This window comes from Saccharolobus shibatae B12 (genome assembly GCF_019175345.1).
Lineage (GTDB): Archaea > Thermoproteota > Thermoprotei_A > Sulfolobales > Sulfolobaceae > Saccharolobus > Saccharolobus shibatae.
In genome coordinates this window covers 791,134-804,294 of sequence record NZ_CP077717.1, presented here as the reverse complement: position 1 = coordinate 804,294, position 13,161 = coordinate 791,134, and the positions used below count along the sequence as shown (strand labels likewise).

At 36.2% G+C, this 13,161-nt stretch carries 17 protein-coding genes; 15 read left to right on the top strand and 2 right to left on the bottom strand.

The features are described 5' to 3' along the window. Positions 1 to 29 precede the first annotated feature (29 nt). The 6 genes from J5U23_RS04490 to J5U23_RS04465 all read left to right on the top strand — a co-directional run bounded on the left by J5U23_RS04490 (position 30) and on the right by J5U23_RS04465 (position 3,899). Positions 30 to 392 (top strand): hypothetical protein, encoded by a 363-nt coding sequence (locus tag J5U23_RS04490; RefSeq protein WP_218261280.1) that lies wholly within the window; start codon positions 30 to 32, stop codon positions 390 to 392. A gap of 171 nt (positions 393 to 563) precedes the next feature. After that, positions 564 to 797 (top strand): sulfurtransferase TusA family protein, encoded by a 234-nt coding sequence (locus tag J5U23_RS04485; protein WP_218259626.1) that lies wholly within the window; start codon positions 564 to 566, stop codon positions 795 to 797. Positions 798 to 809: 12 nt separating this feature from the next. After that, a complete protein-coding gene (locus tag J5U23_RS04480; RefSeq protein WP_218259625.1) occupies positions 810 to 1,967 on the top strand; it encodes an NAD(P)/FAD-dependent oxidoreductase in 1,158 nt (385 codons plus the stop codon). A gap of 1 nt (position 1,968) precedes the next feature. Continuing rightward, positions 1,969 to 2,349, top strand: coding sequence for a DsrE family protein (locus tag J5U23_RS04475; protein WP_218259624.1), 381 nt, complete (start codon positions 1,969 to 1,971; stop codon positions 2,347 to 2,349). Positions 2,350 to 2,351: 2 nt separating this feature from the next. Continuing rightward, positions 2,352 to 3,476, top strand: a complete 1,125-nt coding sequence (locus J5U23_RS04470) for a DUF1641 domain-containing protein (protein WP_218261279.1) — start codon at positions 2,352 to 2,354, stop codon at positions 3,474 to 3,476. A 69-nt stretch (positions 3,477 to 3,545) separates the two neighbouring features. Then, positions 3,546 to 3,899: a hypothetical protein gene (locus J5U23_RS04465; protein WP_012712591.1), complete on the top strand. Its 354-nt coding sequence runs from the start codon at positions 3,546 to 3,548 to the stop codon at positions 3,897 to 3,899. On the opposite strand, the gene J5U23_RS04460 is transcribed toward J5U23_RS04465, so the two are convergent. Then, positions 3,896 to 4,132, bottom strand: coding sequence for a winged helix-turn-helix transcriptional regulator (locus tag J5U23_RS04460; protein WP_016730361.1), 237 nt, complete (start codon positions 4,130 to 4,132; stop codon positions 3,896 to 3,898). The two genes, J5U23_RS04465 and J5U23_RS04460, sit on opposite strands and share 4 nt — an antisense overlap. 56 nt (positions 4,133 to 4,188) lie before the next feature. Next, on the bottom strand, positions 4,189 to 4,596 hold the full coding sequence (locus J5U23_RS04455) for a rhodanese-like domain-containing protein (protein ID WP_218267095.1): 408 nt from the start codon (positions 4,594 to 4,596) through the stop codon (positions 4,189 to 4,191). A gap of 142 nt (positions 4,597 to 4,738) precedes the next feature. Here J5U23_RS04455 and J5U23_RS04450 point away from each other — a divergent pair, with 142 nt between their 5' ends. From J5U23_RS04450 to J5U23_RS04410, 9 genes are all read left to right on the top strand, one after another. Then, the gene (locus tag J5U23_RS04450) at positions 4,739 to 6,133 is read left to right on the top strand and encodes a SelD-related putative sulfur metabolism protein (protein ID WP_218267094.1); all 1,395 of its coding nucleotides are present in this window, start codon (positions 4,739 to 4,741) and stop codon (positions 6,131 to 6,133) included. Positions 6,134 to 6,338: 205 nt separating this feature from the next. Continuing rightward, positions 6,339 to 7,187 carry a glyceraldehyde dehydrogenase subunit beta gene (gene cutB / locus J5U23_RS04445; RefSeq protein ID WP_218267093.1) on the top strand — a complete coding sequence of 283 codons (849 nt, stop codon included), beginning with the start codon at positions 6,339 to 6,341 and terminating at the stop codon, positions 7,185 to 7,187. Beyond that, positions 7,188 to 7,679 carry a glyceraldehyde dehydrogenase subunit gamma gene (cutC, locus tag J5U23_RS04440; protein ID WP_218267092.1) on the top strand — a complete coding sequence of 164 codons (492 nt, stop codon included), beginning with the start codon at positions 7,188 to 7,190 and terminating at the stop codon, positions 7,677 to 7,679. Beyond that, positions 7,676 to 9,925, top strand: coding sequence for a glyceraldehyde dehydrogenase subunit alpha (cutA, locus tag J5U23_RS04435; RefSeq protein ID WP_218267091.1), 2,250 nt, complete (start codon positions 7,676 to 7,678; stop codon positions 9,923 to 9,925). Before cutC ends, cutA begins: the two co-directional genes overlap by 4 nt. 131 nt (positions 9,926 to 10,056) lie before the next feature. Further along, positions 10,057 to 10,368, top strand: coding sequence for a DUF2173 family protein (locus J5U23_RS04430; protein ID WP_218267090.1), 312 nt, complete (start codon positions 10,057 to 10,059; stop codon positions 10,366 to 10,368). Next, complete coding sequence (locus J5U23_RS04425; RefSeq protein ID WP_218259616.1) at positions 10,361 to 10,837, top strand: hypothetical protein; 477 nt, start codon at positions 10,361 to 10,363, stop codon at positions 10,835 to 10,837. The genes J5U23_RS04430 and J5U23_RS04425 overlap by 8 nt, the downstream gene beginning before the upstream one ends. Positions 10,838 to 10,919: 82 nt before the next feature. Beyond that, positions 10,920 to 11,354, top strand: a complete 435-nt coding sequence (locus tag J5U23_RS04420) for a rubrerythrin family protein (protein WP_218259615.1) — start codon at positions 10,920 to 10,922, stop codon at positions 11,352 to 11,354. Beyond that, the gene (locus J5U23_RS04415) at positions 11,354 to 12,541 is read left to right on the top strand and encodes a heterodisulfide reductase-related iron-sulfur binding cluster (RefSeq protein WP_218267089.1); all 1,188 of its coding nucleotides are present in this window, start codon (positions 11,354 to 11,356) and stop codon (positions 12,539 to 12,541) included. Before J5U23_RS04420 ends, J5U23_RS04415 begins: the two co-directional genes overlap by 1 nt. After that, entirely contained in the window at positions 12,534 to 13,106 is a 573-nt protein-coding gene (locus J5U23_RS04410) for a DUF3501 family protein (protein WP_218261273.1), read from the top strand. Before J5U23_RS04415 ends, J5U23_RS04410 begins: the two co-directional genes overlap by 8 nt. Positions 13,107 to 13,161 lie beyond the last annotated feature (55 nt).

The window sequence follows — 13,161 nt, the reverse complement described above, 5'->3', positions numbered from 1 at the left end:
TTTAAAACTAATTAAGAGAAATAATAAACATGGCTAAACTTCTTTTCGTAATAATGGATGATCCAAATAATTTATCTGAATCCATAAGGGCAGCTCATGCCCTACACTACGCAGTAGAGCTTAAGAAAGAAGGACATGAGGTCTACGTCTATTTTGACGGATTAGGTACTAAAATACCAATATCTGAAAGTCCCTATAAAGGATTAAGACCGGCCTATGAAAAGGCGTTAAGAGAAGGCATTGTATTAGGTGCGTGCGGTTATTGCGCATCTCCACCTCATTTGAACATTAGGGATAAACTATCTAACACAATAAAATTGATTGGAGATGAGGAGCATCATTACGCTTTTACTGATTTAGTTAATAGAGATTTCCAGATTATAATTTCATAATATAGTTTTGTGTATAATTATATACAGTCTAGACATACTTAAATTTTAAAACATTTGTAATTTTAGGTATAACTAAATTAAGTAATAACATTCTTGAAAAAATATATTGTTGAAATAAACGTAATATTTATAAAGTATGAATGTAACATAGAATATAGGTGAGTCTAAAAGATGAGTACTCTTAAGATATATAAGGAGCTTGATCTAACTAGTTCGTCATGTGCTGGACCTATTGGCGAGTTGAGTAGTGTTGTTGATGAACTTAGAGAGGGTGAGGCTGTTAAGGTTATTTTGGGTGATGATGCGACTAAAAAGGACATTACTTTGTGGAGTAAAAAGAGGGGTTTGAAGATCGTTCAAGAATCACAAGAAGGTAACAAATACGTGTTATTGATAAGCAAATAGGAGATGAGGTAAATGGCTAAAAGGATTATAATAGCAGGGGGAAATGTTGCAGGGACGATAGTAGCAAACAGATTAGTTCAAAAGCTAGAACACGAGGTAAATAGAGGAGACGTTGAAATAGTAGCGTTAAATAAATCAGATGAGCACATCTATTTGCCAGGACAACTATTAGTTGGTTTTGGTCTCGAAACTCCAGGTGAATTAGTTAGAAAAGAGAGCGAATTACTGGATCCTAGAATCAAATTCCTACATGGAGAGAAGGGTACGATTAGTAAGATAGATGTTGCTAATCACTCAGTTCAAACCGCGGATGGAGTGTCACATAACTATGACTACTTGGTAATAACTACGGGTGTGGATTATACATGGGACGAGATTCCAGGCTATAGATCTGCTGCACATACGGTATACGAGTATGATGCTGCTATTAAAATGAGGGAAGCACTGGAGAAATTTGATGGAGGCACAATTGTTGTTAACACGGCAAAACTACCTCATAGATGCCCAGTAGCTCCATTAGAAGTTACATTAATTTTGGACGATTATTTAAGAAAGAGAGGGATTAGGGATAAAACTAAAATAATTTACACATATCCCGTTCAAGGAGTATTTGGTAGGCCGATAACAAACAAGTTTATGCTGAGATTATTTGAACAAAGAGGAATAGAGGTTCACTCTCCATTTACGGTAACCAGTGTTGATCCTAATAACAAAGTTATAGAATCCCAAGAAGGTGAGAAGCTAAAGTTCGATATGCTGATTGGCATACCGCCCAATATGGGTGCTAAGGTTATTGAGGACTCTGGAATAGGTGATAGAAGGAGATGGGTTCCAACAGACAAATTTACACTTAGAATGAAGGATCACTCTAACGTTTATGTAATGGGTGATGCTACTGATTTGCCAGTTTCTAAGGCAGGTTCAACTGCAGATTTCGAATCTTATGTTGTTGCTCACAATATTGCAAACGACATAAAGGGCAATCTTGGAGTTAAGCACTATGGAGGAGATGTTCTATGCTATATAGCTACTGGCACTGATCAAGCTACTTACATAAGATTCAGCTATACTATGAACGAGAGTCCACCACCACCTTCATATGTACATTGGTGGGGAAAGATAATGTACAATAAGATGTACTGGACTGTTACAGCTAAAGCTGTGGTTTAAGATGAAGACTGGTATCATAGTGGGCTCAAATGAACGTTCAAGATTAACATATGCCGCAATGAGTGCAGTTATAGTATCATCTATGGGTGATGAAGTTTACGTCTTTTTGACAATGGATGCAGTTAAGGGGTTTACTAAAAATCCAGAAGTAAAGAGTGAAGACATATCTTCTAAGACTATGGTTGAGAAAAAGGAAGAAGATTATATAAGTTTATTTAGAAAAGCTAAGAAGAGCGGCAAGGTTAAAATATACGCCTGCTCTTATGCTAGTAAATTATTTGGATACACCAAAGATGACTATAATGACGTAGTTGATGAAATAGCGGGCATAACCACATTTAGTATGGATGTTGAAGGCGGACAAATAATTTCGGTGTGGTGAAAATGCAGACTATTAACCTTGAGAAGTTAGCTTCGAAAATTGATGACAAGAAGATAGACGAACTTGCAGAGCTCATAGACTTAACCCCAGCTCTTAATGAGGCTTTGAAAAAGGTTAACGAGCTTAAGGAATCGGGTGCGTTGGACGCCATAGTGAATTCTGCTTATGTTGTTAAGACCTTTCGTGATATGTTGAATGATGAGGCCATACAAAGTTTAGGGAATATAGTTTCCTCACTTTTAGAGTTTGGTAAGGCTATCTCTAAGCCAAAAACCTTTGAAAACACAATGGCAATTATGGACAACTCAGACGTGCTAGCAGACTTCGTCAATAAACTGAAGATGTTGAAAGAGGATGGTACTCTAGACGTTTTAATTAACATGGCGTACACAGTAAGAACGCTTCGTGACATGTTAAATGATGAGGCTATCCAGAACCTGGCCTCTACAGTTTCTTCTTCATTAGAGGTTATGAAACTTATAACTCAAAAGGCTGAGCCAGTAAAGGTGCTATTGGATAAATCTAGTGTCATTAACGATCTCTTAGCGAGATTGGAAGATATGAAAAATGATGGTACTTTAGACGTTTTAATGAATTCTGCTTATGTTGTTAAGACCTTTCGTGATATGTTGAATGATGAGGCCATACAAAATCTAGGAAGGTACATTTCCAATTCTTTAGAAATAATGAGGGAAATTGACGACGATACTTTAAAATCCATAAAGTCGACTGTGAAGAAAATGAGACTCATAGAAAACGTTTTAAATAAAGTAGAGGAATTGGACAGAAATGGTGCATTAGATGTTGCATTTGATATAGCCTATGTAGCAAAGACTTTACGAGATATGTTGAATGATGAGGCTATCACTCATCTATCTAGTTATGTATCTCAGTTCTTAGAGGTCTACCCGAAGGCTATGGATTTCTTTGAGATAACCCTTAGCAATGTACCGTACAGGATGATGAGGGCTATCGCTTCTGAAGAGGTAAAGAAGACTTTAGAGTCACCACCTCAAATTTCATTGGGAGGTATTGTAAGGCTATTATCCGACCCAGAAATTCAGAGAGGCTTAGGAGTTATCTTTACTGTAATTAGAGCTATAGGAAAGGAATTTAGTACTAAGTAGGTTTTTTTCCTAATTTTTCTAACTCTATTGATCACAAAATATTTAAGAAATGCTTTGAAATAGAGGCTTATGAGAATAGCTTTAACATATGATAAGTCACAAGAATTAAAACCTCTCGATGAAGCGGAGATTATAGGAATAATAGATGAGGAGAAAAGGGAAGTTGAACAATATGAGAATCCTGGAGTTGGTAGCAAAGAAGCTACCATGTCAGTAATTTTAGATCTAAATGTAGATGCAATAGTGGTAGGTCCTAAATTCTTATGCCCAGGGTCTTATATGATGTCATACGGTAGACTAAGATATATTCCTACAAAGTATGGAAATCTCAAGGAAGTATTAGAACATTTAGAGGAGATAAAGAAAAACATGAAGGAAGAATTAGAAGAAGAAATGTATGCAGAAGAAATGGAAGAGTTTTAATCGTTAAACAGTTTATAGCACTCGTCTACCTCATATACTGAGTACATTCTTTCTCTTGCGTCATCTAAACAAGGTAGTGTTTTTATTAGTCCTTTTTCCCTAAGTACTCTTAGAGCATATCTTAACGTACGTGTAGGTAATTTAGTTTGCTCCTGCAATTCTTTAAATCTAATTACCTTCTTTTCCAAGATAACCTTTAATACAAGTTTTGCTGAGGGCGGAAGTCTTTCCATCATTTTATGTTTTTATTCATATTTCTTAAGACTTTCGCTATATGCAAAAAGTAGCTTCATCTTAAATTTTTAGTTAGTAATTTATACCATAATGTGCCATTATCATCCATTCCTTTTTCAACTTCATAGCCCATCATCATCCACAATTCTATTCCACCTAACATATTGTAAACTTTTACTTCTTTAAATAGAGAAGGTTTAGTATAAACTAGCCATGTAGACCTATTGGCGTGTTCACATATAATCCCTATACTACTTTTGTTTAACATTAACTGAAATAAGTCTTCAAAGTAATCCAAAGGTAATAATATTGATCCCGGTATATGGTGATCTTCGTATTCCCACGGTTGTCTAATATCAATTAGTTGAATTTCCTTATTCTTGACAAGTTTTCTAATTACCGATGGCGGTACGTTTTGTATGTTAGGATAAAAAGGGGACCTTCTCTCGGTTATTAACATCATAATCTAAACCTTTTATTGAGAATTTAAATTTGTTGGAATTTTTGATTTTCAAAACTACTTTTATTTAAAATGAAATTTACAAAAAATGCATAAACATTATGATAGCTAACTTTTTATTTTCTTAGGAGAATATGCTAACTTGATGGCTATTGATAAGCTAATTGATAAATTTAGAGTTAATTTAGATAAGTACAAAAAAATGGGACTGAATCCATTATCCCTTGCAACCGGTTGTGCAGTAAAAGTAGATCTAATAGATACAGTTTACCCAGCCATACATAAGATAAGAGATGAGCTGGTTAGAAGAAATATAGAAATACTACCTAGAGAAGATGCTGATATTTTCATAAGCAGAGAGAAAATTTATATAAAGAGAGTAATAAACGGTGGGGAATTTGATGCGGATAGGGCTGTTAGCCTTATTCAGGTCAATCAGGAGACTTCAGGGAATCCAGATAAATTCGCTGAGTTTCTACTGAAAGTTTACACTTCGATAAAAACTAGCAGAAAGCTCACAATAGGTAAAGGACATTCAATAGTTACCTCAAATCCCAAGGGTGAAGTGGCAGTATTGGATCTGTTCAGACTTGATGGAGCAAAGGAGAAATCTTACACTGTTGCAAATAACGATACGATTCAAATAGTAGATCCCTTGGATGATCCAGGATCTCAGATGCAAGTTGATGTTGCCATTTCCAATTCTCTAAATGATCTTTTCACTAAGGGCGTTTTTCAAGATTTAAGAATGATCCCCGTTGTTGATGCTCCAACTGATGATCTAAAGCAACAATTGCTAAGAAATGCTGAAAATTACTCTAGAGAGTATTCAATTGAATTATTGAGTGATATTCAACCCAATTCCAAGACGTTGATGATAGGAGCTACTGTAATAGGTAAGTCCGATCACGAATTACCGACATACTACAATAGGGTTAATGAGAATATGGAAATCTTAGTGACTAGACCAGTTGGTGAATTAACGCCAATAAACGTCTTTATGTGGATGTTGACTGTACCAGAGTTAATAGAGGATATGGAAGCTAGGGGAATTACCATACAGAGAGTGGAAGAAGCTAAGAAAAAAGCTCTAACTTACATGAGAAAACCTAATACTGAGATAGCTAAGATAATATATGATCATCTACCACCATTTGGAGGGACATTTGACGAAAACTCTCATATAGCTATGACCACTGATGTTACTGGTCCGGGGTTATTTGTGATAAAGGAATTTGCTGAAAAGGCACAAGTAGATGTAGAGCTGTTCGATATCCCAGTAATAGACCCAGATATACATGAATTCGCAACAGAGAATTTTATCATACCAAATTCTACTGCAGGGACAAATGGGGCTATAGTTATTTTTGCTCATAAGAAGGTTATTGATGAAATTTTCGATGAGTTGAAGAGAAAGTCGCTAGAGCCTCACATTATAGGTAAGGTTATAGGCAAGGGAAATGGTACTGTTATAGTCCCACCAACTATTACAAAGTACATTCATAGAAACAATGTATTAAGACAGTTCAAAATAAAGTGAAATATTTCTTCGGAAAAATATTTCTTATTGTATATATTTCATCTTTTTATCTATGTTAATGTAAAATGTTCAACTATTGGTTTTTATATTAGAACTCTCCTTGTGACTTAAATGTAGAGAAATAAAGAAACATTTTATTACCTAATATTCCTATCTAAACATTTTTTACGTGATAAAATAAATAGCTAAGAGTGCAATATAATATGTGTATCCGCCAGATTTTACATATGTTAGGGTCAGTAGCACGGAGGAAGCTACAAAATTCCTAGAGTCTCACGAAGATGCAAGGCCTCTAGCTGGAGGACAAAGTTTAATTCCAATGCTCAAACTTCGTGTAATATCGCCCAATTACATAGTTGACCTAAATCCTATAACGTCATTAAGTTATGTAAGAAGTTCCTATAATTCAACTAGAATCGGCGCTTTAACTCGATATAATGAAATACTAAAGAACGATCTAGTAAGGGTAAACGTGCCATTACTTCACCAAGCAGTTAAGGTTGTAGGAGATATGCAAGTTAGAAACTTAGGTACTATTGGTGGTAGCGCTGCAAACGCTGATCCATCAGCTGATATGCCTACTGTACTTACTGCGTTAAATGCTGAATTTGTTTTATCCTCGGCATCTGGCAATAGATCAATTAACGCTCTAGATTTCTTCAAAGGTGCGTTTACCACAGATTTAAGAAAAGGTGAAATTATATCTGAAATTGTTTTACCACACTTGGAAGGATATCGAACAATTTACAAAAAGGTTGTAAGAAGAGCTGGAGATTTTGCACTTGTATCCCTAGCATTAGCCATAGAATTAAAGCAAAATGAGATAGAGGATATTAGATTAGCCTATGGTGGAGTTGGGGAGAGACCATTCAGAGCATTAGAAGTTGAAAAAAGTGTAATAGGTAAAAGGCTAAATGATGAGTTAATAGAGGAAATTGTAAGTAAGGTTTCAAGTCAAGTAAATCCCCCTTCCGATACTAGGGGAAGTTCTTGGTATAGGAGGGAAGTTATGAAGGTTATAACTAGAAAAGCCTTAAAGGAGGTGTCGAGTTAAATGTTAATGGTTAATCAAGGAGAGAAAGTTAAAATAAAAGTTAAGGTAAATGGAGTATTGTATGAGAGATACGTAAGTCCAAGGATGTTGCTAGTTGACTTCTTAAGGGAAGAGTTAGGTTTAACGGGAACGAAAATCGGTTGTGATACTACGACTTGTGGCGCATGTACAGTTCTACTAAACGGCAAATCAGTGAAATCTTGTACATTGTTTGCAGTACAAGCTGATGGTGCGGAAATAACTACAATTGAGGGTCTCTCAGTAGATTCTAAGCTTCATCCAATTCAAGAGGCATTTAAGGAAAATTTCGCCCTTCAGTGTGGTTTCTGCACGCCGGGAATGATAATGCAGACGTATTTCTTGTTAAAAGAAAATCCAAATCCTTCTGAAGAGGAGGTTAGGGATGGACTTCACGGTAACATTTGTAGGTGTACTGGATATCAAAACATTGTTAAGGCAGTTTTAGATGCTGCAAGGAGGTTAAGAACATGAGCTACGTGGGTAAACCAATAAAAAGACTATATGATGATAAGTTCGTGGCTGGTAAAAGTACATACGTTGACGATATAAGGATACCAGCCCTATATGCCGGTTTTGTTAGGAGCACTTATCCTCATGCAATGATTAAGAGAATTGACGTTAGTGACGCATTAAAGGTTAATGGTATAGTTGCAGTATTTACTGCAAAGGAAATCAACCCCTTATTAAAAGGGGGAATTAGACCTTGGCCAACGTATATAGATATAAGATCATTTAGGTATAGTGAGAGGAAGGCGTTTCCAGACAATAAGGTTAAATACGTAGGCGAACCAATTGCAATTGTCCTTGGCCAAGATAAGTATAGTGTTAGAGATGCCATAGATAAGGTGGTAGTGGATTATGAACCCTTAAAACCAGTAACTAAAATGGAAGAAGCGGAGAAAGATCAAGTGATAATCCATGAAGAGTTAAAGACTAATATATCCTATAAGATTCCATTTAAAGCAGGAGAAGTAGATAAGGCGTTTAACGAAGCCGATAAGGTAGTTAGAGTTGAGGCCATAAATGAAAGATTAATTCCTAATCCTATGGAACCTAGGGGAATAGTGTCTAGATATGAAGCGGGTACACTGTCAGTATGGTATTCTACGCAAGTACCCCACTACATGCGTTCAGAATTTTCCAGAATACTTGGTATACCCGAAAGTAAGATAAAGGTTAGCATGCCAGATGTTGGAGGTGCCTTTGGAGCTAAAGTCCATTTAATGCCAGAAGAACTAGCAGTTGTAGCTTCATCAGTCATTTTAGGAAGGCCAGTGAGATGGACAACTACCAGAAGTGAGGAAATGTTAGCCAGTGAAGCTAGGCATAATGTTTTCACTGGTGAGGTAGCAGTTAAAAGAGATGGTACCATTTTAGGTATCAAGGGTAAATTGTTACTAGATCTAGGAGCTTATATAACAGTAACCGCTGGAATTCAACCATTGATAATACCAATGATGATACCCGGTCCCTACAAGATACGTAACCTGGATATTGAAAGTGTTGCGGTTTACACTAATACTCCCCCAATTACTATGTACAGAGGAGCTAGTAGACCAGAAGCAACATATATAATTGAAAGGATAATGAGTACAGTGGCTGACGAGTTAGGCTTAGACGATGTTAGTATTAGGGAAAAGAATCTAGTCACTGAATTACCATATGCAAATCCATTTGGTTTAAGGTACGATAGTGGAGACTATGTGGGATTATTAAGAGAAGGCGTAAAGAGGCTAGGTTATTACGAACTTAAGAAGTGGGCTGAAGATGAGAGAAAGAAAGGGCATAGGGTTGGAGTAGGGTTAGCATATTATCTGGAGATATGTAGTTTTGGTCCGTGGGAATATGCTGAAGTTAGAGTGGATGAGAGGGGAGATGTATTAGTAATAACTGGTACTACACCACATGGACAAGGAACGGAAACTGCAATAGCTCAAATAGTCGCTGATGCATTGCAAATAGATATAAGCAGGGTTAGGGTAATATGGGGAGATACTGATACTGTTGCAGCTAGTATGGGAACTTACGGTTCAAGATCTGTAACAATAGGCGGCTCTGCAGCGATTAAAGTTGCGGAAAAGATTTTAGATAAGATGAAGAGAATCGCTGCATCTACCTGGAATGTCGATGTTCAAGAGGTCCAATATGAAAAAGGAGAGTTCAAGTTAAGGAGTGACCCAAGTAAGAGGATGAGTTGGGACGACGTTGCTAATATAGCTTATAGAAGTCATGATCCGGGACTGGTAGAGAAGATAATATACGAGAACGATGTAACTTTCCCATATGGAGTCCATATAGCGACAGTGGAAGTGGATGATACTGGAATTGCTAGAGTATTAGAGTATAGAGCATACGACGATATTGGGAAGGTTGTAAATCCAGCATTAGCAGAGGCACAAATTCATGGAGGAGGTGTTCAGGCAGTTGGACAAGCACTATATGAACAAGCCTTGCTTAACGAGAATGGCCAATTAATCGTAACTTACGCTGATTATTATGTTCCTACAGCTGTCGAGGCGCCTAAGTTCACCTCAATATTTGCTGATCAATATCACCCATCTAACTATCCGACTGGTAGTAAAGGAGTTGGTGAAGCTGCATTGATAGTAGGTCCAGCAGTGATAATTAGGGCCTTGGAGGACGCTGTTGGTGCTAGATTCACCAAAACTCCAACTACTCCAGAGGAAATTATGAAGGCAATCATGAGTAAAAGATAATAACTTTTTTCTTAATTAGTTTTTAGGAATATAATTAATAAATAACTTTTGGATTTAGTGTAATAAGTTAATATTTTGAAGGAAAAGCTTATTTATGTAAAATATCATATTTAGATAATGAGTGAAGGAAAATGTTAGATAATATACCGGGTATAATTGCCATCTTTAGATTTCGTGAGGGTAAGCTCACTAAAATACAAGGGCAAGATATCTTGATCGATCTTAATAAATTAAGTAACATTATAATGGAGAATATGAGAATTGGAGAAAATGAAGCTAAAGAGTTAAAATTTCTAGACTCATTTAGAGGGTTTGCAATGATATTAGATGACATGGGAGTTGTATTCATAGACGATTACTTAGTAATAACTAATGCCAAGAAAACCAATTGGGACTTATTAATAAAGGCTATCCTAAAAGGTGAGGTGATAAGAAGTGGATAATATAAAGAAGCTGAAAGGATATGTTGGGCATATAAAAATTAATGAGGAAGGAAAAATTGAAGAAAGTTCAAATATTGATTATCCATCAAAATTAGTTGATATAATAAAATTTAATTTGAAAAAAGGGAATGAAGAGGCAAAAGAATTAGGTTTTAACAAGATAAATGGCTTTGCAATGTTCGGTAGTGATAAGTCTTTAACCTTTATGAAAGGTCTAGCTATAGTTGTTGATAATGAGAAAGCTGATTGGCAGGATTTATTCACGTATTATACCTACAACAAGACCTTTATAATAACCGGCGTTGTATTAGTTATACTTTCGATATTACTATTCTATTATGGACTTCTTACCTCTGTGTTTAACTTTATGGCTCCAGAGCCTCGCATTTATATACCAACAATCCTATTATTAATAGGAGTAATATTCCTAGCACTTTCCAAATCTACTTTCTCCTATAGGTTAGAATGACTCTTTTTTAAAATACACTTGTAGATAGTAATGATAGAAACTTTTAAAAACTAGCAGTAATAAAGTACTATAGCGTGAGAAAATGAAAGAGATAAAAGGAACTAAAACTGCTGAGAACTTAAAACATGCATTCTGCGGAGAGGCTATGGCAAATAGAAGATATCTATATTTCGCTAAGAGGGCTGATGAGGAAGGATACCCAGAAATTGCCGGGTTATTGAGAAGCATAGCAGAAGGTGAAACTGCCCACGCATTTGGTCACTTAGATTTCATAAGGCAAGGAGGAATTGGTGATCCAGCTACTGACAAGCCAATAGGGACATTAGAGCAAATGATAGAATCAGCGGTAGCAGGGGAAACTTACGAATGGACTCAAATGTATCCAGGCTATGCTAAGGTAGCTAGGGAAGAAGGATTCAATGAAGTTGCTGAGTGGTTTGAAACCTTGGCAAGAGCAGAAAAGAGCCATGCAGAGAAATTCACTGCTGTACTTAATCAACTAAAGGGAGGCAAGTAATGTATTCTTTAAATCCAAGTAATCCTACTTTTTTTGATTCCGATAAATTATTGTCAGAGTTTATAAGACAAGCAAGTGTTTGTCACGGTTGTAGGTTATGCTTTAATTATTGTGACTCCTTTCCCCTTATGTTTACTTATACTGATAAAAAAGGTCCCAAAAACTTAACCTTAGATGACTTATTTAACGTGGCCTCTAAGTGCTTCCACTGTAAGATGTGCTACGTTAATTGTCCCTATGTTCCTCCTCACGAATTTAACATGGACTTCCCAAGTCTAATGGAATGGGCGTGGCTATATTATAAGAAAAAGAGAGGACTGACAGTAAGGGACTTTATATTTGAGATGTTAGATGGTGTGAAGTTCGCAAGACCCCTGGCCAAAGTAATTATGGAGAAGAATAAGGAGTTATTAGGTATTCATAAAGAAGCCCCCACGCTACCCGTTGCGGAGAAAGGCTTAAGGGAAAGAGTTAAGCCGAGAACTATTGATAATCCTAAAGCAAAGGTTGCACTATTTCCCACTTGCTTAATTGAGAATTTCTTCCCAGAAATAGGTGAGGATTTAATAGAGGTATATAACGAATTGGGTATAGAAGTAATTATTCCTAATTTTATTTGTTGTGGGGCTCCAATGCTTGATTCTGGGGACGTTGATAGGCTTAAGAAAAACGCTGAGTATAATACCAAAATGATAGAGGATTTGGTAAAGAAAGGTTATGACGTAGTTTCGCCGATACCAACTTGTACTTTGATGATTAGGGAGTATAAGAAGATTCTTGATAAGGAAGTACCTAAGGTTTATGATGCAATGGAGTACCTATTTAAATTGAAGAATGAAGGTAAGATTGAATTAAAGGGTAAGATTGAGAAGAACGTGTATTACCATCCTCCATGCCATCTTAAGTTCTTACAATTAGGTTTACCTGGGGTTAGACTGTTGAGGTCTATGGGAGCGAAAGTTGATATTTCCAATAATGGTTGTTCCGGTATAGATGGGGGCTGGGGATTAAGAAATTACGATACTGCTAAAAGGGTAGGAAGTAAAATGATGGAATCTTTTAAACAAAGCAAAGCTGATCTTTTTTCAACTGAATGCCCTCTTGCGGGGCTTCAAATAGAGAAGTCTTCCGGCAGAAGACCCTTACATCCGATTCAATTGTTAAAGGAGGCGATGAAAAATGGTTAAAATAACCTTACAAGATATCTTACCTTGGGAGACATACGAAAAAGTAAGAATGGATAGAATAAGGAGAATTATTGAGATAAAAAACAAAAGAAGAATAGAGTTAGGAGATAGATTGACGTTATTGTTTGAAAATAGGGATACAGTGCTTCAACAGATTCAAGAGATGGTATATCTAGATAAGAAGGGAAAGAAGGAGGATATACTAGAAGAAATAAGAATTTACTCAACATTGCTTCCATGCGATGGTAAGATAAAGGCGTCTCTTTATATTCATTCCTATGACTTTAAGGACTTGGATTGGGTCTACGATAATCTGAGAGGAATATATAATTCAATATTTCTAAAGGTAGGAAACAAGCTAATTCAAGGAATGCCAGAAGGAGGAAGGGAACAAGGTAGAGAGTTCTCCACAGTCCAATATTTAACATTTGATCTTGAGGGCGAGAAAAGCACTGATATGGAAGTTCATGTAATTCATGAAAATTATAGATATTCAACTAAAATAGATAAGAGCCTAGCAGAGGATTTGATCAGAGAAGCATATGATGTTTGTGAAAAGATTTAAAAATCTTTTTAGGAATGCCACTATAATTAGACCTAAATACTGTATTACGCTATAA

What these genes read in the sequence shown, in the direction of transcription:
- J5U23_RS04490 (WP_218261280.1), top strand. Translation starts at nt 30, where the DNA reads ATGGCTAAACTTCTTTTCGTAATAATGGATGATCCAAATAATTTATCT.
- J5U23_RS04485 (WP_218259626.1), top strand. Translation starts at nt 564, where the DNA reads ATGAGTACTCTTAAGATATATAAGGAGCTTGATCTAACTAGTTCGTCA.
- J5U23_RS04480 (WP_218259625.1), top strand. Translation starts at nt 810, where the DNA reads ATGGCTAAAAGGATTATAATAGCAGGGGGAAATGTTGCAGGGACGATA.
- J5U23_RS04475 (WP_218259624.1), top strand. Translation starts at nt 1,969, where the DNA reads ATGAAGACTGGTATCATAGTGGGCTCAAATGAACGTTCAAGATTAACA.
- J5U23_RS04470 (WP_218261279.1), top strand. Translation starts at nt 2,352, where the DNA reads ATGCAGACTATTAACCTTGAGAAGTTAGCTTCGAAAATTGATGACAAG.
- J5U23_RS04465 (WP_012712591.1), top strand. Translation starts at nt 3,546, where the DNA reads ATGAGAATAGCTTTAACATATGATAAGTCACAAGAATTAAAACCTCTC.
- J5U23_RS04460 (WP_016730361.1), bottom strand. Translation starts at nt 4,132, where the DNA reads ATGGAAAGACTTCCGCCCTCAGCAAAACTTGTATTAAAGGTTATCTTG.
- J5U23_RS04455 (WP_218267095.1), bottom strand. Translation starts at nt 4,596, where the DNA reads ATGATGTTAATAACCGAGAGAAGGTCCCCTTTTTATCCTAACATACAA.
- J5U23_RS04450 (WP_218267094.1), top strand. Translation starts at nt 4,739, where the DNA reads ATGGCTATTGATAAGCTAATTGATAAATTTAGAGTTAATTTAGATAAG.
- cutC (WP_218267092.1), top strand. Translation starts at nt 7,188, where the DNA reads ATGTTAATGGTTAATCAAGGAGAGAAAGTTAAAATAAAAGTTAAGGTA.
- cutA (WP_218267091.1), top strand. Translation starts at nt 7,676, where the DNA reads ATGAGCTACGTGGGTAAACCAATAAAAAGACTATATGATGATAAGTTC.
- J5U23_RS04430 (WP_218267090.1), top strand. Translation starts at nt 10,057, where the DNA reads ATGTTAGATAATATACCGGGTATAATTGCCATCTTTAGATTTCGTGAG.
- J5U23_RS04420 (WP_218259615.1), top strand. Translation starts at nt 10,920, where the DNA reads ATGAAAGAGATAAAAGGAACTAAAACTGCTGAGAACTTAAAACATGCA.
- J5U23_RS04415 (WP_218267089.1), top strand. Translation starts at nt 11,354, where the DNA reads ATGTATTCTTTAAATCCAAGTAATCCTACTTTTTTTGATTCCGATAAA.
- J5U23_RS04410 (WP_218261273.1), top strand. Translation starts at nt 12,534, where the DNA reads ATGGTTAAAATAACCTTACAAGATATCTTACCTTGGGAGACATACGAA.